This is a genomic window from Ventrimonas faecis (genome assembly GCF_040096075.1).
Taxonomy (GTDB): Bacteria; Bacillota; Clostridia; order Lachnospirales; family Lachnospiraceae; genus Brotaphodocola; species Brotaphodocola faecis.
Genome location: NZ_JBBMFJ010000002.1, coordinates 49,903 through 76,279 on the forward strand (window position 1 = coordinate 49,903; position 26,377 = coordinate 76,279).

The window sequence follows — 26,377 nt, forward strand, 5'->3', positions numbered from 1 at the left end:
GGGCGCTCCCGGGAATACGAAGGAGAATTTTGGATGAGAACAACTGGAATTGTAACAGACAGCCACAGCAGCATTTCACAGAGTGAGGCAGAGAGACTTGGGATCTTTGTGCTGCCGATGCCGTTTTATATGAATGGAACCTGTTATTATGAGGGAATGAATATTACAAGGGAGGAGTTCCTGGAACGTCTGGGCAGACTGGAGGACATCAGCACCTCCCAGCCATCTCCGGAGGCGGTCATGGAGCTGTGGGACAAGGCACTTTCCCAGTATGAGGACATCCTTTATATTCCGATCAGCAGCGGCCTGAGCGGTTCCTGTCAGACAGCCATGATGCTGGCACAGGAGGAAAAGTATGAGGGAAGGGTCTACGTTGTAGATAATGGTAGTGTGTCTACGCCGCTTCACCGGAGCATTCTGGATGCCCTGGAGCTTTTAGAGTCCGGCTGCAGCGCGGCAGAAGTGAAGGCGCGCATGGAGCAGGTGAAGACCAAAGCCGGTATTTATATTGCGGTAGATGATTTAAAATATTTAAAACACGGCGGCCGCATTTCTGCCGGTGTGGCACTTGTAGGAGGACTTCTGAATGTAAAGCCGGTACTTCATTTTGATATCGGCATTCTGGAACTGCATAAGAACTGCCGTGGCTTAAAGCGGGCGAAGCAGACTATGATCGAGGATGTGAAGAAGGTCATTGCCGAGTCCTATCAGCAGGAATATGATGCGGGAAACATGCACATTGTGGCGGCTTCCAGTGCCGGAAAAGAAGAGACAGAAGGTTGGGTCAAGGAAATCGAAGCAGCATTTCCGGGTCAGGCCATCCTCTGCGATGACTTGTCCTTTGGCGTAACCTGCCACATCGGACCGGGTGGCCTGGGGATCGGGTATACCTGTAAGCCATGATTTCCAGTACTTCCCAGTAGCTTTTCCATGTTCTGTATGGTAACATACTTTTGTAACAAATTTGAAATATTTATGTAACAAAAGGAGAAAAAGAACATGAAAAAACAGATCGCAACCACCGCAGCAGCAATGGCAGTAACCGCCCTGCTGGCCTTCCAGCCGATGACCGCATTTGCGGCGACTGCAAACTGTGGAAACGGAGCAAATAACCGGGGATGCACCATTCAGGTATGCCAGAGCTATGGCGGCAATACCGGAAACTGCAGCCAGAATAACAATGCATGCGGAAAGAATGGAAATGCCTGCAATCCTGCAGGAAACCGCGTAACAGCAGGGGTCAGCAGAAAGAACCTGTCCGGTAAAACCTGCAGCAGCCCGCAGATGATTTCCTATGTGATGGGAAGCTCTGCCTGCCGCAGATAATACATAGCAACACAAAGGGGCCTTTTATGGCCTCTTTTTTTATATTCTGTTTGACAAAGCACTAACAAAAAAACTATGCAAAGTGAAAATAAAATGAAAAAAATATTCAAAAAACACTTGCAAAATATACAAAAAGTGTTATAGTAAGAACAGAGTTAATGTTAATAAATTAACGAGTTAACAAAAGCATCTAAATAAAAAAAGGTGCTGCCTGACGGCGGCAGAATGGAGGAGCTATTATGGCTAGATTCACATTACCAAGAGATTTATATCACGGAAAAGGTGCATTAGAGGCATTAAAGACATTCGAAGGTAAGAAAGCAATCATCTGTGTTGGCGGCGGTTCCATGAAACGTTTCGGTTTCCTTGACAAGGCAAAACAGTACCTGGAGGAAGCAGGAATGGAAGTTCAGCTTTACGAGGGCATCGAGCCGGATCCTTCCGTAGAGACCGTTATGAAGGGCGCAGCAGCCATGGAAGCATTCCAGCCTGACTGGATTGTTGCTATGGGCGGCGGTTCCCCAATCGATGCAGCAAAAGCAATGTGGATCAAGTATGAGTATCCGGACATCACCTTTGAAGATATGTGCAAGGTATTCGGTATCCCGAAACTGAGAAGAAAAGCTCATTTCTGCGCAATTTCCTCTACTTCTGGAACCGCTACCGAGGTTACCGCATTCTCTATCATTACCGATTACCAGAAGGGCATCAAGTACCCGATCGCTGATTTCGAGATTACCCCGGATGTAGCAATCGTAGATCCGGATCTGGCAGAGACCATGCCGCAGAAGCTGGTAGCTCATACCGGTATGGATGCTATGACCCATGCAATTGAGGCATATGTTTCCACCGCAAACTGCGACTTTACCGATCCGCTGGCTCTGCACGCTATCAAGATGATCCAGAGAGATCTGGTAGATTCCTACAACGGTGACATGGCAAAACGTGATTCTATGCACAATGCACAGTGTCTGGCAGGTATGGCATTCTCTAACGCATTGTTAGGCATTGTTCATTCCATGGCTCATAAGACCGGTGCTGCATTCGCAGATTACGGCGCACACATTATCCACGGTGCAGCAAACGCTATGTACCTGCCGAAGGTTATCGCATTCAACGCAAAAGATGAGACTGCAAAAGAGCGTTATGGCGAGATTGCAGACTTCATGAAGCTGGGCGGCGAGAACCTGGATGAGAAGGTTGCTCTGTTAATTGCTTACTTAAGAAAGATGAACGACGACTTAAAGATCCCGCACTGCATCAAGAACTACGGCACAGACAGCTATCCGACCGAGCAGGGCTTCGTACCGGAAGAGGTATTCTTAGAGAGACTGCCGGAGATCGCAAAGAACGCCATCGCAGACGCATGTACCGGTTCCAACCCGCGTCAGCCTAGTCAGGAAGAGATGGAGAAGCTGCTTAAGTGCTGCTACTACGATACTGAGGTTGATTTCTAATTCTTCATACATACAATTTATAAACACCCCGCCGGGATTTCCCGGCGGGGTGTTTTTCGTGTTTGTTTACATCCATTTGCCCTATTGCTAATTTTGAAAAAGATACGTATAATAATCTATTGTGATTTTTAGGAAGAATGGGAAGGAAATACGATTTGATGAAGAGGCTGATTGCATATTTCAAAAAGGAGACGGTGCTCTGTGTGGCCATGCTCTTAGGTGTGGTTTCTATGTTCCTGGTTCATCCGGACAGCCAGTATCCGGAGTATCTGGATTACCGGACGCTGGCACTTTTATTTTCCCTGATGACAATTATGGAAGGATTTAAGCAGACAGGACTTTTCGGGGAGATTGCGCAGGTTCTGCTTACGAGAGTTCATACGTTCCGGCAATTATATCTGGTACTGGTGCTGCTGTGCTTCTTTTGTTCCATGTGGATTACAAATGATGTATCGCTGCTGACATTTGTTCCATTTACAATTCTGGTGTTGGAACTGGCTGGCCTGCAAAAGGAAATGATTCCGGTGATTGTCATGCAGACCATTGCGGCAAACCTTGGCAGTATGATGACACCGGTGGGCAATCCGCAGAATCTTTATCTGTATTCGGTTTCAGGCATGGATATGGGACAATTTTTGTTGATCATGGCTCCACTCAGTGTTCTTTCTTTTCTGATGATTCTGGGTGCTTGCATGCTGCACAAAAACTTTACACTGGATGCCAGGTGCCTGAAAGCAGGAACGACCTTTTCTGATACGATACCTGGAATGCAGAAAAAGGGAGAAAATTCCCGGAAGGACACCAGAAAACAGCAGAATCTGCTGTTGGGTGTTCTATTTCTGATCAGTTTGCTTTCCGTATTTCGTATTTTAAGCTGGCCTGTTCTTCTGTTGATCGTGCTGGCCGGATGTCTGTGCTTAAACAGTGTATTGCATGGAAACTTTCTTCCGAAAAAAGTGGATTACAGCCTGCTTCTGACTTTTTTAGCCTTTTTTATATTTATTGGAAATATGAAACGGATTGATCTGGTACGGGACTTCCTGGACCAGATGTTAACGGGAAGAGAATTACTGGTATCGTTTGGCTGCAGTCAGGTAATCAGCAATGTGCCGGCAGCTATTTTACTTTCCGGGTTTACGGATCAGTATGCGGCGCTTCTCCGGGGTGTCAATATCGGCGGTCTTGGCACGTTGATTGCATCTCTGGCCAGCCTGATTTCGTATAAATTTTTTGCTGAAAAGCAGGGACAATCTCCGAAATGTGGAACGAAACAGCGTTACCTGCTTCAGTTTACGCTCTGGAATGTGGGAATGGCGGCGGCCCTTCTGTTGGCAGCATTCATGTTAAGCTAGGCTGCCGCGTATGGATTCACCGGAATTATGAAATTTCACTTTTTACTTGATTTTTTTTCTTTTTATTAGGTATAATGATAACTCGAACATTTGTTTTATGAACAGTTTTATAGACGGAGGGGTAACATGGCAAATACACAGTATAACGCAGACAGCATTACAGTCCTGGAAGGTCTGGAAGCAGTGCGAAAACGCCCGGGCATGTATATCGGCGGCGTTGGCACAAAGGGACTCAATCACCTGATCTACGAGATCGTGGACAATGCGGTGGACGAGCATCTGGCTGGTTTCTGCAATACCATCTGGGTCACACTGGAGGCGGACGGTTCCTGCACGGTGAAGGACAGCGGCCGCGGCATTCCGGTGGAGATGCATAAAAAGGGCGTATCTGCGGAACGTGTGGTACTTTCCACCCTCCACGCAGGCGGTAAGTTTGACAATCAGGCCTATAAGACCAGCGGCGGTCTGCACGGTGTTGGTTCGTCCGTAGTAAATGCATTGTCAGCCCGCATGGATGTAAAAATCTACAAAAATGGTTTTATCCATCATGATGCTTATGAGCGCGGCATTCCGACGGTAGAACTGGAGAATGGCCTGCTGCCGGTTCTCGGCAAGACCAGACAGACTGGTACAGAGATTAACTTTCTGCCGGACGATGAGATTTTTGAAAAAACACGGTTTAAGGCAGACTGGTTAAAGAGTCGACTGCATGAGACAGCCTATTTAAATCCGGGCCTGATGATCTATTATAAGAATGCGCGGGCCAATGAGAAAGAAGAAATTACCTATCATGAGCCAGAGGGCATTGTGGCTTATGTCAAAGAGTTGAACCGGGGCAAGACAGCCATCCACGAGCCTGTCTATTTTAAGAAAGAAGTAGATAAGATCGAGGTTGAGGTAGCGTTCCAGTTTGTAGATGCATTTGAGGAGAATATTCTGGGCTTCTGCAACAACATTTTCACGCAGGAGGGCGGCACGCATCTGGCCGGATTCAAGACTCGTTTTACCCAGCTCATCAATTCCTATGCCAGAGAACTCGGCATCTTAAAAGAAAAAGACCCGAATTTTACCGGAGCGGATACGCGAAACGGCATGACAGCTATTGTGGCTGTGAAGCATCCGGATCCGATCTTTGAAGGCCAGACCAAGACAAAGCTGGCCAGTGCAGATGCCACCAAGGCGGTCTTCACGGTATCTGGAGATCTGCTGCAGCATTATTTTGACCGCAATCTGGAGACCTTAAAAGCTATCATCGGCTGTGCGGAGAAATCTGCCAGGATCCGCAAGGCAGAGGAAAAGGCTAAAACCAACATGCTCACCAAGTCTAAATTTTCCTTTGACAGCAACGGAAAGCTGGCAAACTGTGAGAGCCGGGACGCGGAGCTCTGTGAGATTTTCATTGTAGAGGGAGATTCTGCGGGCGGTTCTGCCAAGACGGCAAGAAACCGGAAGTACCAGGCCATTCTGCCAATCCGGGGAAAAATTTTAAACGTAGAAAAAGCTTCCATGGACAAGGTCCTGGCCAATGCCGAGATCAAGACCATGATCAATACCTTCGGCTGCGGCTTTTCCGAGGGCTACGGCAATGACTTCGACATTACCAAATTAAAATATAACAAGATCATCCTCATGACGGATGCGGATGTAGACGGCAGCCACATCGACACACTGCTTTTAACCTTCCTGTACCGTTTTATGCCGGAACTGATCTACAACGGACATGTCTATATTGCCATGCCGCCGCTTTACAAGGTCATTCCGTCCAGAGGACAGGAAATGTACCTGTACGATGACAAAGAACTGGAGCGTTACCGCAAAACTCACACGGGTGATTTTCGCTTGCAGCGTTACAAAGGTCTTGGTGAGATGGACCCGGAACAGCTCTGGGAAACCACCCTGGATCCGGAACGCCGCGTGTTAAAACGTGTGGAAATTGAGGATGCCCGCATGGCATCCGAGGTGACCGAGATGCTGATGGGCAGTGAAGTGCCGCCGCGCAAGCAGTTTATCTACGACCACGCGAACGAAGCAGAGATTGACGCATAAGGAGAGGAAACATGGCTGAGAAGATATTAACAACAGAATATTCCGAGGAGATGCAGCGCAGTTATTTAAACTACTCCATGAGTGTCATCACTGCCCGAGCCATCCCGGACGCAAGAGACGGCTTAAAGCCGGTACAGCGCCGCGTGCTTTACGATATGAGCGAGCTGCGCTTAGGGCATGACAAGCCACACAGAAAATCCGCGCGTATCGTTGGCGATACCATGGGTAAATATCACCCGCACGGTGACAGTTCCATTTACGAGACTTTGGTTGTCATGTCTCAGGAGTTTAAAAAAGGCATGGCACTGGTGGACGGCCACGGAAACTTTGGTTCCATCGAGGGTGACGGCGCGGCTGCTATGCGATACACCGAGGCGCGCTTAAAGAAATTTGCCGAGGAGGTTTACTTAAAAGATCTGGATAAAACAGTCAATTTTGTCTCCAACTACGATGAATCTGAGAAAGAGCCTGAGGTGCTTCCGGTCCGCGTTCCGAACCTGCTGATCAACGGTGCGGAGGGTATTGCGGTCGGCATGAGCACCAGTATTCCGACCCATAATCTGGGTGAAGTTGTAGATCTGGTAAAGGCCTATATTGACAAACCAGACATGTCCTTGGAAGAGATGATGGAGCTGATGCCAGGACCGGATTTCCCGACCGGCGGCATCATTGCCAATCAGAAAGACCTGCCGGCTATTTACGAGACCGGCGTTGGTAAAATCAAACTGCGCGGCAAGATCGAGGTGGAATTAGGCCGCAGAAAAGCAGACCGGGACAAGCTGGTCATCAGTGAGATCCCTTACACTATGATTGGCGCCGGCATTAATAAATTCCTGGTGGACATTGCGGAACTGGTAGAGAATAAAACGCTGTCTGATGTGGTGGATATTTCCAACCAGTCCAATAAAGAAGGAATCCGCATTGTCCTGGAACTGAAAAAAGATGCGGATATCGAGAAAATCCGCAACATCCTGTATAAGAAGACCAAGCTGGAAGATACCTTTGGTGTGAACATGCTGGCTATCGCCCATGGACGTCCGGAGACCTTAAATCTTCGCGGTATTCTGGAAAATTATCTGGAATTCCAGTACGAGAATACCACCCACAAATACCAGGCTCTGTTGGAAAAAGAACTGGAGAAAAAGGAAATCCGCGAAGGTCTCATCCGTGCCTGCGATGTAATCGACCTGATCATCGCTATTCTGCGCGGCTCCAAGAATTTAAAGGATGCCAAAGCCTGTCTTATGAATGGAGATATTTCCAAAATTCAGTTTAAGCATCCGGGCTTTGAGGAGGATGCAAAGCAGTTAAACTTTACGGAGAAGCAGGCCAACGCCATTCTGGAGATGCGTCTGTATAAACTCATCGGCCTGGAAATCCTGGCGCTTCAGAAGGAGTACAAGGAGTGCTTAAAGCGCATTGCCGAGTACGAGAAAGTGTTAAAGAGCCGCGATGGCATGAACAAGGTCATCAAGGAAGATCTGGATCACATTAAGGAAGAATTTGCTGAGCCGCGAAAGACTCTGATTGAGAACGGAAAAGAAGCGGTATATGAGGAGTCTGCTGTGGCTGTGGCAGAGGTTGTGTTTGTTATGGACCGTTTCGGTTACTGCAAGCTCTTAGACCGTTCTGCCTACGACCGGAACCGGGAGACGGTGGATACCGAGTATAAGTATGTGATCCCGTGCCTGAATACCGACAAGCTCTGTATCTTTACCGATACCGGAAACCTGCACCAGGTGAAGATGATGGATATTCCGTCCGGCAAGCTGCGTGATAAGGGTACGCCGATCGACAACTTAAGCAAATACGATGGCAGTAAGGAAGAAATTGTTTTCCTCACCAATTTTGGCCGCCTGACCGGGCAGCTTTTGCTGTTTGCCACAAAGATGGCCATGGTAAAGCAGGTTCCGGCAGAAGAATTTGTCACCAACAACCGTACCGTGGCAGCAACCAAGCTGCAGGAGGGCGACAGCCTGCTTACTGTCCGGATTGTGGGTACCGAGACCGATCTGGCACTCCAGAGCGCGTCTGGTATGTTCCTGCGTTTCTCCATGGAAGAAATTCCGGAACTCAAGAAGAATTCCCGCGGTGTGCGCGGCATGAAGCTCGGTGCCGGAGATGAATTGGAAAAAATTTATTTTGTGACCCAGCAGCCACAGATTGTCTATAAAGAAAAAGAAGTGCATTTAAACCGCTTAAAGCTGGCAAAGCGGGACGGTAAGGGAAGCAAAGTGCGCCTGTAGAAAAGTCCCATGATGCAAAAGCCTGTCTGCCTCCAAAAGCGGACGGGCTTTTTGTAGAATCCGTCTCTCACGTGCAGTTGTGTTTATATCAAAGAAAATGTCTTTGCACAACGCACAAATGTATTTTTCTGACGAATAACTCTTGATTTTTTGAAAAATATGAGATAGGATAAGCGGGAACGAAAAAGTGGCGAAACGAAATGTTGCCATGAGGAGAGTAAGGAGCTTACGATTATGGAAAAGAAATTGCGTGTAGGCGTGCTTGGCGCGACCGGTATGGTAGGACAGAGATTCATCTCCCTTCTGGAGAATCATCCGTGGTATGAAGTAGTTACCGTGGCTGCAAGCCCACGCTCTGCAGGAAAGACTTATGAAGAGGCTGTAGGCGGACGCTGGAAAATGACCACCCCGATGCCGGAAGCAGTCAAGAAGCTGGTAGTCATGAACGTCAACGAGGTTGAGAAGGTTGCTGCCAGCGTTGATTTTGTATTCAGCGCAGTAGACATGACCAAAGAAGAAATCAAGGCCATTGAGGAAGCTTACGCAAAGACTGAGACTCCGGTTGTTTCCAACAACAGCGCACACCGCTGGACCCCGGATGTTCCGATGGTAGTTCCGGAGATCAACCCGGAGCACTTTAAAGTAATCGAGTTCCAGAAAAAACGTCTGGGCACCAAGAGAGGTTTCGTTGCAGTAAAACCGAACTGCTCCATTCAGAGCTACGCTCCGGTCCTTACCGCATGGAAAGAGTTTGAGCCGTACGAGGTAGTGGCAACCACCTATCAGGCAATCTCCGGTGCAGGAAAGACCTTCAAGGACTGGCCGGAAATGGAAGGCAACATCATCCCGTATATCGGCGGTGAGGAAGAGAAGAGTGAGCAGGAGCCACTTCGGATCTGGGGCGAGATAAAGGACGGTGTCATCGTAAAGGCATCCGAGCCGAAGATCACCTGCCAGTGCATCCGTGTTCCGGTATTAAACGGACACACCGCAGCAGTATTCGTAAAATTCCGCAAGAAACCGACCAAGGAAGAGCTGATCGACCGTCTGGTAAAATTCTCCGGACTTCCGCAGGAGTTAAAGCTTCCGAGCGCTCCGGAGCAGTTTATCCAGTACTTAGAGGAAGATAACCGTCCGCAGGTTTCTTTGGATGTCGATTATGAGAACGGCATGGGTATTTCCGTAGGCCGTATCCGTGAGGACAGCATCTACGATTACAAGTTCGTAGGACTTTCCCACAACACCGTCCGCGGCGCAGCAGGCGGCGCAGTTCTCTGTGCAGAGCTTCTGACTGCCCAGGGTTATATCCAGGCAAAATAAACTTTGTAAAATAAGAAAACAGGATGGATCCGGTTTAGACTGGTATCCATCCTGTTTTTGTGTTACAATATTCATAACTGTTCCGTGGTTCCACGGTTATGGGCAAAATTATAGTATGAGGCGGAGGTATTTGGTATGGCTTTCAGCAAAGAAACATTCGGCACATTGGAGAATGGCGCGGTAATCACAAAATATATCCTCACCAACAAGCACGGTTTAAAAGCTGCTTTTACGGATCTTGGCGGTATCTGGCTGGAAATGTGGGTTCCGGACAAACACGGCACGCTGGCAGATATCGTTCTGGGATATAAGGAACCGGAAGCATATCTGCATCAGGATACGCATTTTGGCGAGATTGTGGGACGGAACGCAAACCGTATCGGCACTGCCACCTGCACCATTGACGGCATTACCTATGCGCTCGTCATCAATGACAATGGTGTCAACAATCTTCACAGCGGACCGGATTTCCTTCGTAACCGGATCTGGGATGCGGAGGTCAGCGAAACAGAGAATGGCACAAAGATTACCTTTTCCCTGTTCAGCCCGGATGGTGACCAGAATTACCCGGGCAATGCCGACATTCGTGTCAGCTACACCCTGACCAACGATGATGAGATCCGCATTGACTATCACATGACTTGCGATGAAGATACCATCGCGAACTTTACCAACCACGCTTATTTCAATCTGGCAGGCCATGCTTCCGGCTCTGCCATGCACCAGAAGGCCTGGATCGACGCAGACCAGTTTACCATTGCGGACCAGTATTCCATTCCGACCGGCGATCTGGTTCCGGTAAAGGGCACACCGATGGATTTCACGTCCTTAAAATACATTGACCAGGATATAGAAGCAGATTATGAACCGCTTAAGTTTGCGGGTGGCTACGACCACAACTGGGTGTTAAAACATAAAGAGGGTGAGCTGGCTCTGTCCGCAAAAGCGGTCGATGAGGCCAGCGGCCGTGTCATGGAAGTCTGGACTGATCTTCCGGGCATTCAGTTCTATACCGGAAACTTTTTATCCCCCATGGAGGGAAAAGAAAAAGCGGTTTACGATAAACGCCAGGGATACTGCTTTGAGACACAGTATTTCCCGGACGCAGTCAACAAACCGCAGTTTGCTTCCCCTATTTTAAAAGGCGGCGATATTTACAGTACCACCACGATCTATAAATTTAAAAAGGAAGCCTAATTTCTGACAGTTTACACAGAAGATGCCAGGGTAAGAATCGTTCTTAAGCACATACTAGGGATGTAACAAAAACACAGACCGGCCATGACGCAGGAGAAAACGCCTGCTTCACGGCAGGCGCTTAAGAAAGGAGGCCAATTATGGCAAGCAGATCTTCTAACCGAGCAGAAGTACCGGAAGCAAAAGAAGCACTGGACCGTTTCAAAATGGAGGTTGCCGGAGAACTGGGTGTTCCGTTATCCGAGGGTTATAACGGAAACTTAACTTCCGCGCAGAACGGTTCTGTCGGCGGCTATATGGTCAAAAAAATGATCGAGGCACAGGAAAGACAGATGGCCGGAAAGTAATCACGGCATAAGAAGCAGAGTTTAAAAAGAGGGTCCGCGGTATTCGTACCGCGGGCTTTCTTTTTTGCAGCTCAGAAAATTTGTTGCCGTTCACAGACAGGAATTTTCTAAACTGAAAATTCCCACCCGCATATGTACGAAAAAAGATACGAAACACTGCTATAAACCGCTTGTATATCCGAAAAAATCAAGTTATAATTGCTTTGATTATAATTGTGAAGGAATAAACGTTACATAGATGCCTTCAGATGATGGGAGGATATGATGCGAGTAATAGCAGGAAGCGCGAGACGTACCCAGCTGAAAACCCTGGAGGGCATGAATACCCGTCCTACACAGGACCGTACCAAGGAAACACTGTTTAATATGCTTCAGTATGATCTGGCAGACTGTAGTTTTCTGGATCTCTTTGCCGGAAGCGGAGGCATTGGCATTGAGGCATTAAGCCGTGGCGCGGGTCAGGCTGTGTTTGTGGAGCAGAACGAGGCCGCTGTGCAGATTGTACGGGACAATTTAAAGGCAACAAAGCTGGAGGACAAAGCTGTGGTCATGCACTGTGATGCGTTCACAGCCTTAAAACGCCTGGAGGGAAAATACCGCTTTGATTTCATTTTCATGGATCCCCCATACGATCATGAACTGGAAAAGCAGATGCTGGACTATTTAAAGACCTCATCCATGATCGATAAACAGAGCACCATTATAGTAGAAGCATCCCTGCAGACAGATTTTTCCTATCTGTCTTCTATGGGCTACATTACAGAGAAAATAAAAGAATACAAGACAAATAAGCATGTATTTGTCTATCGAGGTGAGTGATATGGCAATCGCAGTTTATCCGGGCAGTTTTGACCCGGTAACCCTGGGACATATGGATATCATCGAGCGGTCCGCTCACATGGTGGACCGTTTGATTGTTGGAGTTTTGCAGAATAATTCAAAAACTCCGTTGTTTTCTGTCGAAGAACGTGTTAAGATGTTAGAAGATGTCACCTCATATCTGCCAAACGTGGAAGTCCGCTCTTTCGGCGGTCTTCTTGTGGATTTTGTACACCAGTGTCAGGCAGATGTGATCGTGCGAGGTCTTCGGGCAATCACAGATTTTGAATATGAGCTTCAGATGGCGCAGACAAACCGGGTCATTGCCCCGGACATCGACACCATCTTTCTGACTACAAACTTAAAGTATTCCTATTTAAGCTCCAGCATCGTAAAAGAGATTGCCGGTTATCAGGGAGACATCAGTGAGTTCCTGCATCCAGTTATCGCAGAAAAAGTGCGGGAACGCCTTGCAAATAAATAACCAAAGTGCGTTAAGGAGAAGAAACCATGAGCAGAATCGAACAGTTAATTGGTGAGATTGAAGAATATATTGACAGCTGTAAATTCCAGCCGCTTTCCAATACCAAAATTCTGGTAAACAAGGAAGAACTGGAAGAGCTGCTGGTAGAGCTTCGTCTCCGCATTCCGGATGAGATTAAAAAATACCAGAAGATCATCAGCAATCAGGACGCTATCTTAAATGAGGCCCGGGCTCAGGCTGACGCCATGGTAGCTGAGGCAACGGCCCAGACCAACGAGCTGGTGAATGAGCATGAGATCATGCAGAAGGCTTATGCCGAAGCAAACCGCGTGGTAGAAGACGCCCAGGCTCAGGCCCAGGCCATCATCGACGAGGCGGTGAATGAGGCAAATGGCATTCGTCAGGCTTCCATCAACTACACCGATGACATGTTAAACAGCTTACAGACTATCATTACTCATTCCATGGAGGGAGCACAGAGCCGCTTTGACGCATTTATTTCATCCATGCAGTCCAGCTACGATATTGTATCCTCCAACCGCGGAGAACTGGCTGGCAGTGTTACGAGTGTGGAGGAAACTCCAGAGGAAGCACCAGCTGAAGAACAGTAAGAATCAACGCGGAAAACCCTGCATGCAGGAGTTTCCACCCTACATAATGCCGGATGTCAAATCCGGCATTTTTTCTGTTACTGAGCGGATTGGGAAGGCTTTTGTGGCGCGTCCGCTGATCCGGTGCAGGACCGGAATCCGGAGCATCGGCAAAATCCGCTGCTGTTTGCGAGGCGCATGATCCGCAGCCTATGACGCTGCGGGTCTGGAAAACGCCGGAAATTCCGCCGAACGCCGCAGAGGCAGCACAGGCCGGAAGGCAGACAGCAGCGGGGAATGTGCCGCAGATCTGCCGGATGCCGGTGGTCATTTCCAGAATGCCGCAGAGAGCTGCCGCGGCCGGGGCCGGAATCCAGGCTGCATGAGCCAGAAAACGCGCAAGAATTGAAAATAACATCAGATATGCGCCAATCAGCACCATAATATCGCACACATCATAGAGAACCGTGTCCAGACTGTCTGTTTTGCTGCTGCCTGACAGGTAGCTGCCCTTTTCTGTGATTTCATGCCCAGAGACTCCGCACGTTTGGGGTGGTTCACTGTTTCTGGAATCCGGAGGGCCTGAAGGCGCTTCATGGGAGAACCTGCGCCCTGCAATCCATGACAGCAAAAACACCGGAATATAGATTCCGAAAAAAAGAAGACCGACGGAAAGCGGGCCGGGAAACTGACCGGGAATATATCCGGCCAGGAACATGGGGCTTGGAAAGCTGCAAAAGGCAAGCAGATACGAAGCCTCTTCGCTGCTGACCCGGTTTTCTTTCAGCGCCCGGGCACAGAGGGCAGGTCCCAGCGGATATCCGCAGAGCATTCCGGATAGCAGGATAAAGGAACCGGTGTCACTTAAGGAAAAGAGCCGCCGAAACAGCGGGCAAAGCGGCTTCATCAGCAGGCGGTCTCCGCCGGTGAGCAGGAGCATACGGGTACAGATCATGGCCGGAGCCAGGGTTGGAAGCACCGTATGAAACCAGAGAAGCAGCCCGTCTGAGGCCCCATGGATGGCCTGCCCCGGAAAGGCCAGAAGCAGAAGAAACAAGAGGATAAAAACCGGTGCGGCTGGGGAGATGGCGGACAAGACTGCCTCCTTAGAAACGGGTTTTCACTTGGAGTAAATTATGCTATACTTAATTTAATTATGCCAGAATACAGAGGAAGGAATTTTATGCAGTTACCAGAGACATTCCTGGAGCAGATGAAGCTGCTGCTGGGAACCGATTACGATGCATGGCTGGAAAGCTATGAGGAAAAGCCCTTTGCCGGACTTCGTTTCAATACAGGGAAGACGAACCGGGAAGCATGGGAGAATACGCTGTCACCCTTTGAACTCCGGCGGGTTTCCTGGACCGGAAACGGTTATTATATCGGTGAGGACGCAAAGGCATCCCGCCATCCTTATTATTTTGCGGGACTTTATTACCTGCAGGAGCCAAGCGCCATGGCGCCGGCGGCAGTTCTTCCTGTAGAACCGGGAGATAAGGTGCTGGATCTCTGCGCGGCTCCGGGCGGAAAAAGCACGGAACTGGGCGCAAAGCTTAAGGGAGAGGGCCTGCTGGTTTCCAATGACATCAGCAACTCCAGAGCCAAGGCACTGCTGAAAAATCTGGAATTGTTCGGCATCCCAAATATCTGCGTTACCAGCGAGACACCGGAAAAGCTGGCTTCGGTGTTTGGCCCGTATTTTGACAAAATTCTGGTGGATGCGCCATGCTCCGGTGAGGGCATGTTCCGGAAAGACCCGGACCTCATCAAGAGCTGGCAGGAGCGCGGACCGGAATATTACGCTCCCATTCAGCGGCAGATCTTAGCGTCTGCCGTGTCCATGTTAAAGCCGGGCGGCATGCTTTTGTATTCCACCTGTACCTTTGCAAAAGTGGAGGATGAAGATACCATTTCCTGGCTTTTGGAGACAGAGCCGGATATGGAACTGGTGCCGGTCCAGCCATGGGAAGGTGTCTGCGGCGGTTTTGACAATATGCCGGTCATCCGCCTGTTCCCGCATAAGATTGAGGGAGAAGGCCATTTTCTGGCACTGCTTCGGAAAAAAGACAAGGCACCGCAGGTACAGGAGAAACACGTTCCGGCAGCGTCCCCGGACAGCGCGACTTGCGGGAAAGCCGGAAAAACGCCGGCGGTTTCTGCGTCCGGCAAGGTCTCAGCGGAGGTACGCAAACTGGAAACAGAGAGTGATTTTTCCCAGTGGGAGGATATGGTATCGTTTTCCTTTGACCGCAGCCGCATGATGGTGCGTGACGGAATGGTCTATTATCTGCCGGAATGTTTTGAGAAACGCTGGAATCTGCGCTATCTGCGTACGGGCCTGCTTCTTGGCGAGTGTAAAAAGAACCGCTTTGAGCCGTCCCAGGCCGTGGCCATGGCGCTGCGCATGAAGGAATTTTCCCAGACTCTTTCCTTAAGCGCGCAGGATGAGCGTACCGTGCGTTATCTGAAGGGAGAGACCATTTTCCCGACAGAAGAGGAAGCAGCCGTGTTCAAAAAAGGCTGGGTATTAATTGGAGTGGACGGTTATCCGCTTGGCTGGGCCAAGTATACCGGAAGCAATTTCAAGAACAAATATTATCCTGGATGGCGGTGGCAGTAATGGCAAAATTAATGAGACTGGATAAGTATCTGGTAGAGATGAACAAGGGCAGCCGCACCCAGATCAAGGACGCGGCAAAGAAAGGCCGCATTCAGGTGAATGGCGTGCCGGAAAAGAAAACCGAGCGCAAGATTGACCCGGAGACCGATGAAGTGACCTTTGACGGTCAGGCGGTCAGCTACCGGGCTATGGAATATATTATGCTTTACAAGCCGCAGGGCGTCATTTCCGCAACGGAAGACAAACGCCACAGGACGGTCATTGACCTGTTAAGCGGGGAGAACCGCAGCGACTTGTTCCCGGTGGGACGTCTGGATATTGACACGGAGGGACTACTGCTCCTGACCAATGACGGAGATCTGACCCACCGGCTTCTGGCACCGGGAAAACATGTCGATAAGGTGTATTTTGCCCGGATTGAAGGAAAATTGCCGGAAACGGCAGTGGAGCAGATGGCGGCGGGACTGACACTGACGGATGGCACGCCGGTCATGCCGGGAAAACTGGAGATCTTAAAACAGTGGGAAAAAGGTGCCGAGATTCTTCTGACAATCCAGGAAGGAAAATTCCACCAGGTGAAGCGTATGTTTGAGGCACTGGGCTGTCAGGTAGTGTTTTTAAAACGCCTGTCCATGGGAAGCCTGAAGCTGGACCCGGAGTTAAAGCCGGGGGAGTACCGTCCGCTGACGGAAGAGGAACTGGAGCTGCTTGGAAAATAATGCCGCTGTGGTGCTACAGGGAATATAGAAAACAAAGGAATCAGTTTATGAATCAGAATACAACACAGAATCAGCAGACGCGCCACTGGCGCCTTCTCGATATGCATAGCAACAAAACTGGCATGTCCGGACGGGCCGCCGCTCTGGCGCTGCGGGATGCAGACGCCGTTTTGTTCGATTTAGATGGAACGCTGGTAGACTCCATGTGGATGTGGAAAGAAATTGATATCGAATATCTGGGCCGGTTTGGCTACACCTGTCCGCCGGATCTTCAGAAGATCATTGAGGGTATGAGCTTTTCGGAGACAGCGGAGTATTTTAAGAGCCGTTTCCAGATCCCGGATTCCATCGATGAGATCAAAGCAGCATGGATCCAGATGAGCATTGAAAAATACCGCAATGAAGTGCCCTTAAAGCCGGGCGCCCTGCGCCTTTTACAGTATCTGGAGCGCACCGGGAAAAAAGCCGGAATTGCCACCAGCAACGGCCGCGATATGGTAGACGCTGTGCTGGAGTCCTTGCAGATCCGCCCCTGTTTTCAGGTTATCGCAACAGCCTGTGAGGTGGCGGCGGGAAAACCGGCGCCGGATATTTATCTGGAAGTTGCCAGGCGGCTTCAGACAGATCCATCCCGCTGCATGGTATTTGAGGATGTCCCGGCAGGAATCCTGGCGGGAAAACGCGCCGGCATGAGAGTCTGTGCCGTGGAGGACGCGTTTTCCACCGGCATGCGCGAAGAAAAGATGGAACTTGCCGATTTTTATATTGATGATTATAATGAACTTTTTGATGCAGAATAAGGAGAATCGAAGATTATGATACATGATTATTTGCCGGTCTGCCGGGAAGATATGGACCGGCGCGGCTGGGATGCGTGTGATTTTGTCTATGTCTCAGGCGATGCCTATGTAGACCATCCATCCTTTGGCCCGGCCATCATCAGCCGCCTTCTGGAAGCCCGCGGCTACAAAGTGGGCATCATTGCCCAGCCGGACTGGAAAAATCCGGAGAGCATCCAGATTCTGGGAAAACCGCGTCTTGGTTTTCTGGTATCGGCCGGAAACATGGATTCCATGGTAAACCATTATTCTGTTTCCAAGAAACGCAGACAGCAGGATTCCTATACACCGGGCGGCGTGATGGGCAAACGCCCGGATTACGCAACCGTCGTCTACTGCAACCTGATCCGTTCTGTGTATAAGGATGCGGCGATTATCATTGGCGGCATTGAGGCCAGCCTGCGCCGTCTGGCACATTACGATTACTGGTCCAACAAGCTGAAACGATCCATCCTTCTGGATTCCCAGGCAGACCTGATCTCTTACGGCATGGGTGAGCACTCCATCGTGGAGATTGCGGATGCCTTAAACAGCGGAATTGATATCAAAGATATTACATTTATTGACGGAACCGTGTTTAAAACCAGAAATCTGGATATCGTATATGACTATAAGATGCTGCCGGACTACCAGGAACTGAAGGACGATAAAAAGGTTTACGCACAGAGCTTTTTTGTTCAGTACAGCAACACGGATCCGGTACTGGGCAAACGCCTGGTGGAGCCCTATTATGGAAAAGAATTTGTGGTACAGAACCCGCCGGCCAAACCGCTGACTCAGGAGGAGATGGATGAGGTCTATGCCCTTCCCTATATGAGAAATTACCACCCGTGCTATGAGGCAGAAGGCGGCATTCCGGCTATCCGGGAGATTAAGTTCAGTCTCATCAGCAATCGTGGTTGCTTTGGTGCCTGCAGCTTCTGTGCGCTGACCTTCCATCAGGGCCGTATCATTCAGGCCAGAAGCCATGAGTCTCTGGTAGAAGAGGCAAAGCTGTTAACGGAGGAGCCGGACTTTAAGGGTTACATCCATGATGTAGGCGGCCCGACTGCAAACTTCCGTTTTCCGGCCTGCGAAAAGCAGCTGACCAAGGGCGCCTGCCCGAACCGGCAGTGCCTGTTCCCGGAGCCATGCAAGAATATCCGCGCGGATCACAGCGATTACATTTCCCTGTTGCGCAAGCTGCGGGCGATTCCGAAGGTAAAGAAGGTGTTCATCCGTTCCGGCATTCGTTTTGACTATGTGCTGGCCGATAAAAACCGCGCGTTCTTACGGGAGCTCTGTGAGTACCATGTCAGCGGCCAGTTAAAGGTTGCGCCAGAGCATGTGGCGGATGCGGTTTTAAAGCGCATGGGCAAGCCGAAGAATTCGGTATATATGCAGTTTGTCAAAGAATATAAGGACATGAACAAAAAAATCGGAAAAGAGCAGTATCTGGTTCCGTATCTGATGTCCTCCCATCCGGGCTCTACCTTAAAGGAGGCTGTGGAACTGGCGGAATACCTGCGGGATCTGGGCTATATGCCGGAGCAGGTACAGGATTTCTATCCGACCCCGTCCACGCTTTCCACCTGTATGTATTACACCGGACTGGATCCCCGGACCATGGAAGAGGTGTATACGCCGCATAACCCCCATGAGAAGGCAATGCAGCGTGCCCTGATCCAGTACCGCAATCCAAAAAACTATGATCTGGTCAAGGAAGCCCTGATCAAGGCCGGGCGCACGGATCTGATCGGGTTCGATAAAAAATGCCTGATCCGTCCGAGGGAGATGCACTGGGGCGGAGCAGGAGCTTATGAAGGAAATGCTTTCCGACGGGAGGGCAGGCCTTCCGGTGGAAATGGATTTGGCGGCGGCCAGAAGCGTGCTGCCGGGCATATGGCCGGAAAAGCGGCTGGAAATGGCAGCAGTAAGTCTGCCGGAGTCAGCACAGCAGCTTTCCGGAATGCGGGCAAGCCTGCAGGAGCCGGAAGAACAGAAGCTCCGAAACCGGCAAAGAAAAAGACGATCCGCAACGTTCATAAGAAAAAATAAGGTAACTGTGAGGGTACTGAACAGTTACAAAATAAGAAGAATGGCAGCGCAGGACTGCCGCAGCTTTGAAACAAAACAGACTGGAAGCTCAGGAGAGTGCAGTATGAGAACAGGAAAGAAAAAGATTGCCATCGTAACAGGCGCGTCATCCGGCATGGGCCGGGAATGTGTGATCCAGCTTGCGGACCGCTTCGCCGGGCTGGAAGAAATCTGGGTTGTTGCAAGAAGAAGAAACCGGCTGGAAGAGCTGGAGAAGGAAGTGCCGGTTCCGTTAAAGGTGCTGGAACTGGATCTTCGGGATGAGCTGGCTTTCGCGGAACTGGCAGAAAGGCTGGAGTGGGAAGAACCGGAGGTAAAGATTCTGGTGAATGGAGCCGGGTTTGGAAAAATCGGGGGTACGGAGGATCTGGCGCTGGATGAGGAAACCGGTATGATTGATGTGAACTGCCGGGCTCTGACTGCGGTCACGCGTCTGGTGCTTCCGTATATGTCAGAGAACAGCCGCATCCTGCAGTTTGCTTCCGCAGCGGCCTTTCTGCCACAGCCGCGGTTTGCCGTGTATGCGGCCACAAAGGCGTTTGTCTTAAGCTACAGCCGGGCGCTGGCCATGGAGTTAAAGCCGCGGCAGATCTGCGTGACGGCAGTTTGTCCGGGACCGGTCAAAACAGAGTTTTTTGATATTGCCGAGACCACCGGAGAGATTCCGCTTTATAAGCGCCTGGTCATGGCAGACCCCAAAAAGGTTGTGAAAAAGGCGCTGCGCGACAGCATGATGGGAAAAACCGTGTCAGTATATGGTTTTCTTATGAAAGCCTTTTTCCTGTTAGCCAAGATATTCCCGCATGATTTTATTCTTTCCCTGCTGTTTGCCAAATGAACGGTAAGGAGAAAGCTTTGATCTGCAAAGGAATTGTGGCGTGAATGTTACATGAGAAAAAGAGGAGAAAAACAACGATGAAAATCCGAAAAGGACAATACGGATACCGGGATCAGCATAAACGGAATCGGACATTTCTGGTCGCATTGTTTGCGGCGGTGATTATTGCACAGCTTGTTGCAAGACAGCTGACTTCCGAACAGGCCGCAAAAAATATCCTGACTGTCATGGCTATTTTGACTGTGCTTCCCATGGCGAACCTGGCATCCCCGCTTCTGGCGTCCTGGAAGTACCGCACGGCGGAGCGTTCCTTCTACGAGAAGGCCCGTTCCTATGAAGAAAAATGCACCATGCTGTACGATCTCATTGTCACCACAAAGGAACAGATTCTTCCGTTAGATGCGGTGGCTGTGCATCCGAACGGGGTGTTTGCCTTCTGCAGCAATGAGAAAACAGATCTTTCCAAGGCAGAGAAAGCGGTGAATGCGCTTTTTAAGGCCAACAAGCTGGATCCAAATGTGAAGCTGATCCGGGATCCGCATGTGTTTTTCCGCAGACTGGACAGCTTAAAACCTGCTTCCGAATACGAAGATGACGGTGTGGTGGATTACGCGGCAGAGCTGATGAAGAATCTGTCCATGTAAAAAAGACAAAGGAGGATCTTTTATGAGATCCATTACGGTAAATAAAAATGAGGCCGGACAGCGCCTGGATAAGCTGCTGGCCAAATACCTGAACCTGGCTGGCAAGGGATTCCTCTACAAGATGATGCGTAAGAAAAACATTGTCCTGAACGGAAAGAAATGCGATGGTTCGGAAAAGCTTTCCGAGGGAGATGAGATCAAGCTGTTTCTGGCAGATGAGACCATTGAGAAGTTTTCTGAGGTGAAGGTGCAGAAGGTAAAGAAAACGAAGCTGCATATCATCTATGAGGATGACCATGTGCTTCTGATCAACAAACCCTCTGGAATGCTGTCCCAGAAGGCCAAGGAGCAGGATGAATCCCTGGTGGAGTATCTGATCGATTATCTGCTGGATTCCGGGAAACTGACGAAGGAAGACCTGCGAAGCTTCCGTCCGTCGGTCTGCAACCGTCTGGACCGCAACACCAGCGGCCTGGTGGCGGCAGGCTGTTCTCTGGCCGGTCTGCAAAGGCTTTCTGCCATGTTTAAGGACAGATCCCTGCATAAATATTATCTCTGTGTGGTTTCCGGTTCTGTCCGGGAGAAAAAGCGGATCGAGGGATTCTTAAAGAAGGATGAGAAGACGAATCAGGTATCCATCAGCCAGAAGGAACTTTCGGACAGCGCGCCCATCTGTACGGAGTATGAGCCGCTTATGGAAACCGGTGCCTATACGCTTCTCAAAGTAACGCTGATTACCGGACGCACGCATCAGATCCGCGCGCATTTGGCGTCCATCGGGCATCCGATCGTAGGGGATATGAAGTATGGCAATCCGAAGGTCAATGAGGAGGCAAAGCGCCAGTACCATATTCATTCCCAGATGCTTCATTCCTGGAAACTGGTTTTCCCGCAGATGGAAGAGCCGCTGGCGCATTTAAGCGGAAAGAGCTTTACCGCTCCGCTTCCGGGCGAGTTTGCCAGAGTTCTTGGCAGTCTGCCAGAGGGAGTGCGTTAGTATGGGAACCTGGAAAAGCCGGGGACTGCGCGGTTCCACGCTGGAGGATATGATCAACCACACCAATGAGGCCTACCGGGAGAAAAAGCTGGCCCTGATCCAGAAAATCCCAACGCCCATCACGCCCATCACCATCGAGAAGTCTACCCGTCACATCACACTGGCTTACTTTGACCAGAAAAGTACCGTAGATTATATCGGTGCCGTACAGGGCATTCCCGTCTGCTTTGACGCAAAGGAGTGTGCCGTAAAAACCTTCCCGCTCCAAAATATCCACGAGCACCAGATCCGGTTCATGAAGGAATTCGAGGAGCAGGGCGGAATTGCCTTTATTATCCTGCATTTTACTGCGCTGGATGAAATGTACTACGTGCCCTTCCGGGATCTGGAGAAATTCTGGAAGCGCATGGAAGCTGGCGGGCGCAAAAGCTTCATCTACGATGAAGTCGATAAAACCTATCAGATCCACGCCAGCAGGGATATTCTGGTGCATTATCTGGAGACGATCCAGAAAGATCTCACGGAACGGGATTCCGCACAATAAAACTTTATTCCCGTACAGAAAATGCCAGGTGGCGCCAATTCGGCGCCCCTGGCATTTTCGTTACCATACTATTGATCTTTACTCCTGTCCATCCCAGCAGTAGGTGCACAGGCATTCCTTTGGCAGTCCGATGGATTTCACCAGGTCATCCAGACGGTGGAATTTGAGGGTGGTGAAGTTTAAGCGTCTTCGGATTTCTTCGACCATCTCCTGATAGTTTTTACTGTCCGGGTTTGCGTAGTCAGCGAGGATTTCTTCAGATACATGATCTCCTTCGCGGTCGCGGATGATGCGGCGGGTGATGAGATCCAGCTCGGAGTTGGAGCGGGAGAAGTTTAAGTATTTGCAGCCGAAGAGTAACGGCGGGCAGGCCGGGCGGATGTGGACTTCTTTGGCTCCGCTCTGGTAGAGGAATTCGGTGGTCTCACCAAGCTGGGTTCCGCGGACAATGGAATCATCAATGAGGAGCAGGCTCTGGTCTTTGATGAGGGCGCCTACCGGGATCAGCTTCATCTTCGCGATCAGGTTTCTCTGGCTCTGGTTCTGCGGCATAAAGGAGCGTGGCCAGGTAGGGGTATATTTGATGAAGGGTCTCGCGAACGGAATGCCGGATTCGTTGGCATAGCCGATGGCATGGGCAATACCGGAGTCCGGAACACCGGCTACGATATCCGGGTGGATGGTGTCAGCCGGTGCGCTGGCTGCGCTTTGCTCAGCAGAATCGGCAGACTCAGGAGTCTGGCTGCCGGGAGCAGCTGCGTTTGTATGTCCCGGGCAGTGCTTGCATCCAGCGCAGCCCAGATCACGGTCCGCCAGGATCTGTCCGCAGCGGTAGCGCATTTCCTCTACATTGACACCTTCATAACTGGAAGTCGGGTAGCCGTAATAGACCCATAAAAAGGAACAGATCTTCATTTCTTTTCGCGGTGCGGAAAGCTGGGTTACGCCGTCTGCAGTCACCCGCACAATCTCGCCAGGTCCCAGTTCATAGCAGTCGTGGTATCCCAGGTTGATGTAGGCAAAACTTTCAAAGGAAACGCAGCAGGCCTCGTCCTTCTGGCCGATGGTCAGCGGGGTACGTCCGTAGCGGTCTCTGGAAGCGTAGATGCCATCCGGGGTCAGCAGGAGAATGGTCATGGAACCCTCAATCATCTCCTGGGCGTACAGAAGTCCTTCCACCAGGCTTTGCTTCTGGTTGATGATGGCTGCGGTTAACTCGGTGGCATTGATGCGTCCGCCGCTCATTTCCATGAAATGAATGTGGCCGTTTTTGAAGGCGTGGTCGATCAGCTCTTCTTCATTGTTAATCTTGCCGACAGTAACGATGGCGTAGCTCCCCAGATGGGAGTGGATCAGAAGCGGCTGCGGCTCATTGTCAGAAATAGAACCGATTCCGGCATTCCCGGAAAGTTCTTCTACATCCCGTTCGAATTTTGTCCGGAACGGGGAATTCTCTATATTATGAATACTTCTCTGAAATCCGTTTTCTCCATAGACCGCCATGCCGCCGCGGCGTGTCCCCAGGTGAGAATGATAGTCTGTGCCGAAAAACAGATCCATCACACAGTCGTGTTTTGATACTACTCCGAAAAAGCCTCCCATAGTTGCTTAACTCCTTCCAATTGTATGTAATCGTATATTAGATGCAAACGGGTACATGTGAGATACAGAATCAGTGTAACATATATCACTATATTTATACAACAGGCATTATATATAAAATATACTAATAAATAAAGGTAAATCATGAATGGAAGGAAGAAAGCCAGCAATAAAAAATGATTGTATTAGAAAAAAAGATAGAGAGAAAGATAGAGAATCGGAAAATGTTTGACGGTACTGATTCATGGATTTAGAATAAAGGAAAGAAGATTGCAAGATATTGATTGACAATTCAGATACTTTCTCCTATAATTAAAACCACGTTAACGAATTAGCACTTTACCATAACAGAGCATTGGAGACGGGATTATGAACATGAACAACCAGTTACTGCATACCCCGGAGGGTGTGCGTGATATTTACGCGGAGGAATGTGCCAGAAAGCTTGCTGTGGAGCAGAAAATCCAGCATGTGTTTGGCCTTTACGGATATCAGAGCATTGAGACACCGGTATTTGAGTTTTTTGATATTTTCAAAAAAGAGCGCGGAAGCGTGGGAAGTCAGGGCATGTACAAGTTCTTTGACCGGGACAACAACACCCTGGTGCTGCGGCCGGATATGACGCCGCCCATTGCCCGCTGCGTGGCAAAGTACTATATGGATGAGACAAAGCCGCTGCGCCTTTGCTATCTGGGTCCCACCTTTATCAATGGAACCAGCTACCAGGGCCGCTTAAAGGAGTCCACCCAGACCGGCGCCGAGCTGATTGGGGATGACACGGCGGATGCGGATGCAGAGATGATCGCCATGGTCATTGATGCCTTACGGGAGACCGGCCTAAAGGAGTTTCAGGTAGAACTGGGACAGGTGGAATTTTACCGCGGTCTGGTGGAAGAATCCGGCATGAACGAGGAGACGCAGGAGCAGCTTCGTATCCTCATTGAGAACAAGAATTATTTTGGCGTGGAGGAGCTTTTATCCGAGCAGACCATGGGTGATGATTTAAAGAAGCTCTTCTTAAAGCTTCCGGAGCTGTTCGGGGACATTGACCAGATTCGCCTGGCCAGGTCCATGACCACCAATGAGCGGGCGCTAGGTGCGATCCGCCGTCTGGAAGAGGTGCAGGAGATTCTGGACAGCTATGGTCTTGGGGATTACGTTTCTTATGATCTTGGCATGCTGAGCAAATATTCTTATTATACCGGCATTATTTTCAAGGCTTATACTTACGGAACCGGCGAGTACATCGTGGCGGGCGGACGTTACGACAAGCTTCTGGAGCAGTTTGGAAAGAAAGCAGCCGCAGTCGGTTTTGCCATTATGGCAGACCAGCTGCTTCTGGCACTCTCCAGACAGAAAATCCGTATCGATGTCAAAATGAACGACACCATCATCCTGTATGATCCGGCAGCAAGAGACAAGGCCATCCGCCTGGCATGCCAGTTCCGCAATGCCGGCATTCCGGCGCAGCTGACACCAAGAGCAGAGGCGGAGAGCATGGATGCTTACCTGGACTACGCGAGACGGTTTCAGATGCACCGCCTCATCAGCCTTCCGGCAGATGGCAGCACCGCAGTTGTTTACGACACGGAGACGGGTGTTTCTGTCCGTCAGGCATACACCGAAACAGTTCGGGATTACATTCATTAAAGGAGACGGCCGTTATGAGATATCTTACGTTTGCGCTGGCCAAGGGACGGCTGGCAAATAAATCCCTGGATCTGTTCGAGAAGATCGGCATTACCTGTGAGGAGATGAAGGACAAAGACACAAGAAAACTGATCTTTACCAATGAAGAACTGGGGTACCGTTTTTTTCTGGCGAAGGCCAATGATGTGCCGACTTATGTGGAGTACGGCGCAGCCGATATCGGCATTGTAGGAAAAGATACGATCCTGGAAGAGGGACGAAAGCTTTATGAGGTGCTGGATCTAAAGCTTGGCAAGTGTCGTATGTGCGTATGCGGCCCGGAATCAGCCAGAGAGCTTTTACAGCACCATGAGCTGATCCGCGTGGCCACCAAGTATCCGGCCATCGCAAAGGATTACTTCTATAACAAAAAGCATCAGACGGTGGAAATCATCAAGTTAAACGGTTCCATTGAGCTGGCGCCGATTGTCGGGCTTTCCGAGGTCATTGTGGATATCGTAGAGACCGGATCCACGCTGCGGGAGAACGGCCTTACGGTGTTGGAGGAGGTCTGCCCGCTGTCTGCCCGCATGGTAGTCAACCAGGTCAGCATGAAGCGGGAGCATGAGCGCATCACCAAAATCATACAGCAGTTAAAAAATCTGATTCAGGAGGCATAAAGAAC

The 26,377-nt window shown here is 50.0% G+C and carries 24 protein-coding genes; 22 read left to right on the forward strand and 2 right to left on the reverse strand.

Translation table 11 applies throughout. From position 1 onward, the window contains the following. Positions 1 to 33: 33 nt before the first annotated feature. The 12 genes from WMO41_RS01310 (at position 34) to WMO41_RS01365 (ending at position 13,205) form a co-directional block, all read left to right on the forward strand. Positions 34 to 903: a DegV family protein gene (locus tag WMO41_RS01310; RefSeq protein ID WP_349228275.1), complete on the forward strand. Its 870-nt coding sequence runs from the start codon at positions 34 to 36 to the stop codon at positions 901 to 903. Positions 904 to 999: 96 nt separating this feature from the next. Next, the gene (locus tag WMO41_RS01315; protein ID WP_349228276.1) at positions 1,000 to 1,326 is read left to right on the forward strand and encodes a hypothetical protein; all 327 of its coding nucleotides are present in this window, start codon (positions 1,000 to 1,002) and stop codon (positions 1,324 to 1,326) included. Positions 1,327 to 1,565: 239 nt separating this feature from the next. Beyond that, positions 1,566 to 2,783, forward strand: coding sequence for an iron-containing alcohol dehydrogenase (locus WMO41_RS01320; RefSeq protein WP_349228277.1), 1,218 nt, complete (start codon positions 1,566 to 1,568; stop codon positions 2,781 to 2,783). Positions 2,784 to 2,941: 158 nt separating this feature from the next. Continuing rightward, a complete protein-coding gene (locus tag WMO41_RS01325; protein WP_349228278.1) occupies positions 2,942 to 4,135 on the forward strand; it encodes an SLC13 family permease in 1,194 nt (397 codons plus the stop codon). Positions 4,136 to 4,261: 126 nt separating this feature from the next. Further along, a complete protein-coding gene (locus tag WMO41_RS01330; RefSeq protein WP_349228279.1) occupies positions 4,262 to 6,181 on the forward strand; it encodes a DNA gyrase/topoisomerase IV subunit B in 1,920 nt (639 codons plus the stop codon). 11 nt (positions 6,182 to 6,192) lie between these two features. Continuing rightward, the gene (locus tag WMO41_RS01335; protein ID WP_349228280.1) at positions 6,193 to 8,427 is read left to right on the forward strand and encodes a DNA gyrase/topoisomerase IV subunit A; all 2,235 of its coding nucleotides are present in this window, start codon (positions 6,193 to 6,195) and stop codon (positions 8,425 to 8,427) included. A gap of 234 nt (positions 8,428 to 8,661) precedes the next feature. After that, on the forward strand, positions 8,662 to 9,747 hold the full coding sequence (gene asd / locus WMO41_RS01340; protein WP_349228281.1) for an aspartate-semialdehyde dehydrogenase: 1,086 nt from the start codon (positions 8,662 to 8,664) through the stop codon (positions 9,745 to 9,747). A 135-nt stretch (positions 9,748 to 9,882) separates the two neighbouring features. After that, complete coding sequence (locus WMO41_RS01345) at positions 9,883 to 10,944, forward strand: aldose epimerase family protein (protein ID WP_349228282.1); 1,062 nt, start codon at positions 9,883 to 9,885, stop codon at positions 10,942 to 10,944. 140 nt (positions 10,945 to 11,084) lie between these two features. Beyond that, positions 11,085 to 11,291 carry an alpha/beta-type small acid-soluble spore protein gene (locus WMO41_RS01350; protein ID WP_118530711.1) on the forward strand — a complete coding sequence of 69 codons (207 nt, stop codon included), beginning with the start codon at positions 11,085 to 11,087 and terminating at the stop codon, positions 11,289 to 11,291. Positions 11,292 to 11,555: 264 nt separating this feature from the next. Then, entirely contained in the window at positions 11,556 to 12,110 is a 555-nt protein-coding gene (gene rsmD, locus WMO41_RS01355; RefSeq protein WP_349228419.1) for a 16S rRNA (guanine(966)-N(2))-methyltransferase RsmD, read from the forward strand. Position 12,111: 1 nt separating this feature from the next. Beyond that, positions 12,112 to 12,594 (forward strand): pantetheine-phosphate adenylyltransferase, encoded by a 483-nt coding sequence (gene coaD, locus WMO41_RS01360; RefSeq protein WP_349228283.1) that lies wholly within the window; start codon positions 12,112 to 12,114, stop codon positions 12,592 to 12,594. Positions 12,595 to 12,620: 26 nt separating this feature from the next. Continuing rightward, positions 12,621 to 13,205, forward strand: a complete 585-nt coding sequence (locus WMO41_RS01365; protein ID WP_118530717.1) for an ATP synthase subunit B family protein — start codon at positions 12,621 to 12,623, stop codon at positions 13,203 to 13,205. On the opposite strand, the gene WMO41_RS01370 is transcribed toward WMO41_RS01365, so the two are convergent. After that, complete coding sequence (locus WMO41_RS01370) at positions 13,156 to 14,280, reverse strand: hypothetical protein (RefSeq protein ID WP_349228284.1); 1,125 nt, start codon at positions 14,278 to 14,280, stop codon at positions 13,156 to 13,158. The genes WMO41_RS01365 and WMO41_RS01370 overlap by 50 nt on opposite strands. An 87-nt stretch (positions 14,281 to 14,367) precedes the next feature. Here WMO41_RS01370 and WMO41_RS01375 point away from each other — a divergent pair, with 87 nt between their 5' ends. The 8 genes from WMO41_RS01375 to WMO41_RS01410 all read left to right on the forward strand — a co-directional run bounded on the left by WMO41_RS01375 (position 14,368) and on the right by WMO41_RS01410 (position 22,461). Beyond that, a complete protein-coding gene (locus WMO41_RS01375) occupies positions 14,368 to 15,804 on the forward strand; it encodes an RsmB/NOP family class I SAM-dependent RNA methyltransferase (protein WP_349228285.1) in 1,437 nt (478 codons plus the stop codon). After that, positions 15,804 to 16,523: a pseudouridine synthase gene (locus tag WMO41_RS01380; RefSeq protein ID WP_177292159.1), complete on the forward strand. Its 720-nt coding sequence runs from the start codon at positions 15,804 to 15,806 to the stop codon at positions 16,521 to 16,523. Before WMO41_RS01375 ends, WMO41_RS01380 begins: the two co-directional genes overlap by 1 nt. 122 nt (positions 16,524 to 16,645) lie before the next feature. Further along, entirely contained in the window at positions 16,646 to 17,323 is a 678-nt protein-coding gene (locus tag WMO41_RS01385) for an HAD-IA family hydrolase (RefSeq protein WP_177292161.1), read from the forward strand. Between the two features lie 15 nt (positions 17,324 to 17,338). Continuing rightward, a complete protein-coding gene (locus tag WMO41_RS01390) occupies positions 17,339 to 19,399 on the forward strand; it encodes a YgiQ family radical SAM protein (protein WP_349228286.1) in 2,061 nt (686 codons plus the stop codon). A 103-nt stretch (positions 19,400 to 19,502) separates the two neighbouring features. Beyond that, entirely contained in the window at positions 19,503 to 20,276 is a 774-nt protein-coding gene (locus tag WMO41_RS01395; protein WP_349228287.1) for an SDR family NAD(P)-dependent oxidoreductase, read from the forward strand. Positions 20,277 to 20,353: 77 nt separating this feature from the next. Next, positions 20,354 to 20,920 (forward strand): O-linked GlcNAc transferase-like protein, encoded by a 567-nt coding sequence (locus WMO41_RS01400; RefSeq protein ID WP_349228288.1) that lies wholly within the window; start codon positions 20,354 to 20,356, stop codon positions 20,918 to 20,920. Between the two features lie 22 nt (positions 20,921 to 20,942). After that, the gene (locus tag WMO41_RS01405; RefSeq protein WP_349228289.1) at positions 20,943 to 21,917 is read left to right on the forward strand and encodes an RluA family pseudouridine synthase; all 975 of its coding nucleotides are present in this window, start codon (positions 20,943 to 20,945) and stop codon (positions 21,915 to 21,917) included. A 1-nt stretch (position 21,918) separates the two neighbouring features. Beyond that, positions 21,919 to 22,461 (forward strand): Holliday junction resolvase RecU, encoded by a 543-nt coding sequence (locus tag WMO41_RS01410; RefSeq protein WP_349228290.1) that lies wholly within the window; start codon positions 21,919 to 21,921, stop codon positions 22,459 to 22,461. 78 nt (positions 22,462 to 22,539) lie between these two features. Here WMO41_RS01410 and WMO41_RS01415 read toward each other — a convergent pair whose 3' ends face one another. Then, positions 22,540 to 24,063 (reverse strand): amidophosphoribosyltransferase, encoded by a 1,524-nt coding sequence (locus WMO41_RS01415; RefSeq protein ID WP_349228291.1) that lies wholly within the window; start codon positions 24,061 to 24,063, stop codon positions 22,540 to 22,542. 375 nt (positions 24,064 to 24,438) lie between these two features. Here WMO41_RS01415 and hisZ point away from each other — a divergent pair, with 375 nt between their 5' ends. Together hisZ and hisG are read left to right on the forward strand one after the other, a co-directional pair. After that, entirely contained in the window at positions 24,439 to 25,713 is a 1,275-nt protein-coding gene (gene hisZ / locus WMO41_RS01420; protein WP_494338412.1) for an ATP phosphoribosyltransferase regulatory subunit, read from the forward strand. A gap of 14 nt (positions 25,714 to 25,727) precedes the next feature. Next, positions 25,728 to 26,372, forward strand: coding sequence for an ATP phosphoribosyltransferase (gene hisG / locus WMO41_RS01425; RefSeq protein WP_177303629.1), 645 nt, complete (start codon positions 25,728 to 25,730; stop codon positions 26,370 to 26,372). Positions 26,373 to 26,377: the final 5 nt, after the last annotated feature.

Coding starts and splice junctions, on each gene's coding strand:
- WMO41_RS01310 (WP_349228275.1), top strand. CDS start 34: ATGAGAACAACTGGAATTGTAACAGACAGCCACAGCAGCATTTCACAG.
- WMO41_RS01315 (WP_349228276.1), top strand. CDS start 1,000: ATGAAAAAACAGATCGCAACCACCGCAGCAGCAATGGCAGTAACCGCC.
- WMO41_RS01320 (WP_349228277.1), top strand. CDS start 1,566: ATGGCTAGATTCACATTACCAAGAGATTTATATCACGGAAAAGGTGCA.
- WMO41_RS01325 (WP_349228278.1), top strand. CDS start 2,942: ATGAAGAGGCTGATTGCATATTTCAAAAAGGAGACGGTGCTCTGTGTG.
- WMO41_RS01330 (WP_349228279.1), top strand. CDS start 4,262: ATGGCAAATACACAGTATAACGCAGACAGCATTACAGTCCTGGAAGGT.
- WMO41_RS01335 (WP_349228280.1), top strand. CDS start 6,193: ATGGCTGAGAAGATATTAACAACAGAATATTCCGAGGAGATGCAGCGC.
- asd (WP_349228281.1), top strand. CDS start 8,662: ATGGAAAAGAAATTGCGTGTAGGCGTGCTTGGCGCGACCGGTATGGTA.
- WMO41_RS01345 (WP_349228282.1), top strand. CDS start 9,883: ATGGCTTTCAGCAAAGAAACATTCGGCACATTGGAGAATGGCGCGGTA.
- WMO41_RS01350 (WP_118530711.1), top strand. CDS start 11,085: ATGGCAAGCAGATCTTCTAACCGAGCAGAAGTACCGGAAGCAAAAGAA.
- rsmD (WP_349228419.1), top strand. CDS start 11,556: ATGCGAGTAATAGCAGGAAGCGCGAGACGTACCCAGCTGAAAACCCTG.
- coaD (WP_349228283.1), top strand. CDS start 12,112: ATGGCAATCGCAGTTTATCCGGGCAGTTTTGACCCGGTAACCCTGGGA.
- WMO41_RS01365 (WP_118530717.1), top strand. CDS start 12,621: ATGAGCAGAATCGAACAGTTAATTGGTGAGATTGAAGAATATATTGAC.
- WMO41_RS01375 (WP_349228285.1), top strand. CDS start 14,368: ATGCAGTTACCAGAGACATTCCTGGAGCAGATGAAGCTGCTGCTGGGA.
- WMO41_RS01380 (WP_177292159.1), top strand. CDS start 15,804: ATGGCAAAATTAATGAGACTGGATAAGTATCTGGTAGAGATGAACAAG.
- WMO41_RS01385 (WP_177292161.1), top strand. CDS start 16,646: ATGTCCGGACGGGCCGCCGCTCTGGCGCTGCGGGATGCAGACGCCGTT.
- WMO41_RS01390 (WP_349228286.1), top strand. CDS start 17,339: ATGATACATGATTATTTGCCGGTCTGCCGGGAAGATATGGACCGGCGC.
- WMO41_RS01395 (WP_349228287.1), top strand. CDS start 19,503: ATGAGAACAGGAAAGAAAAAGATTGCCATCGTAACAGGCGCGTCATCC.
- WMO41_RS01400 (WP_349228288.1), top strand. CDS start 20,354: ATGAAAATCCGAAAAGGACAATACGGATACCGGGATCAGCATAAACGG.
- WMO41_RS01405 (WP_349228289.1), top strand. CDS start 20,943: ATGAGATCCATTACGGTAAATAAAAATGAGGCCGGACAGCGCCTGGAT.
- WMO41_RS01410 (WP_349228290.1), top strand. CDS start 21,919: ATGGGAACCTGGAAAAGCCGGGGACTGCGCGGTTCCACGCTGGAGGAT.
- WMO41_RS01415 (WP_349228291.1), bottom strand. CDS start 24,063: ATGGGAGGCTTTTTCGGAGTAGTATCAAAACACGACTGTGTGATGGAT.
- hisZ (WP_494338412.1), top strand. CDS start 24,439: ATGAACAACCAGTTACTGCATACCCCGGAGGGTGTGCGTGATATTTAC.
- hisG (WP_177303629.1), top strand. CDS start 25,728: ATGAGATATCTTACGTTTGCGCTGGCCAAGGGACGGCTGGCAAATAAA.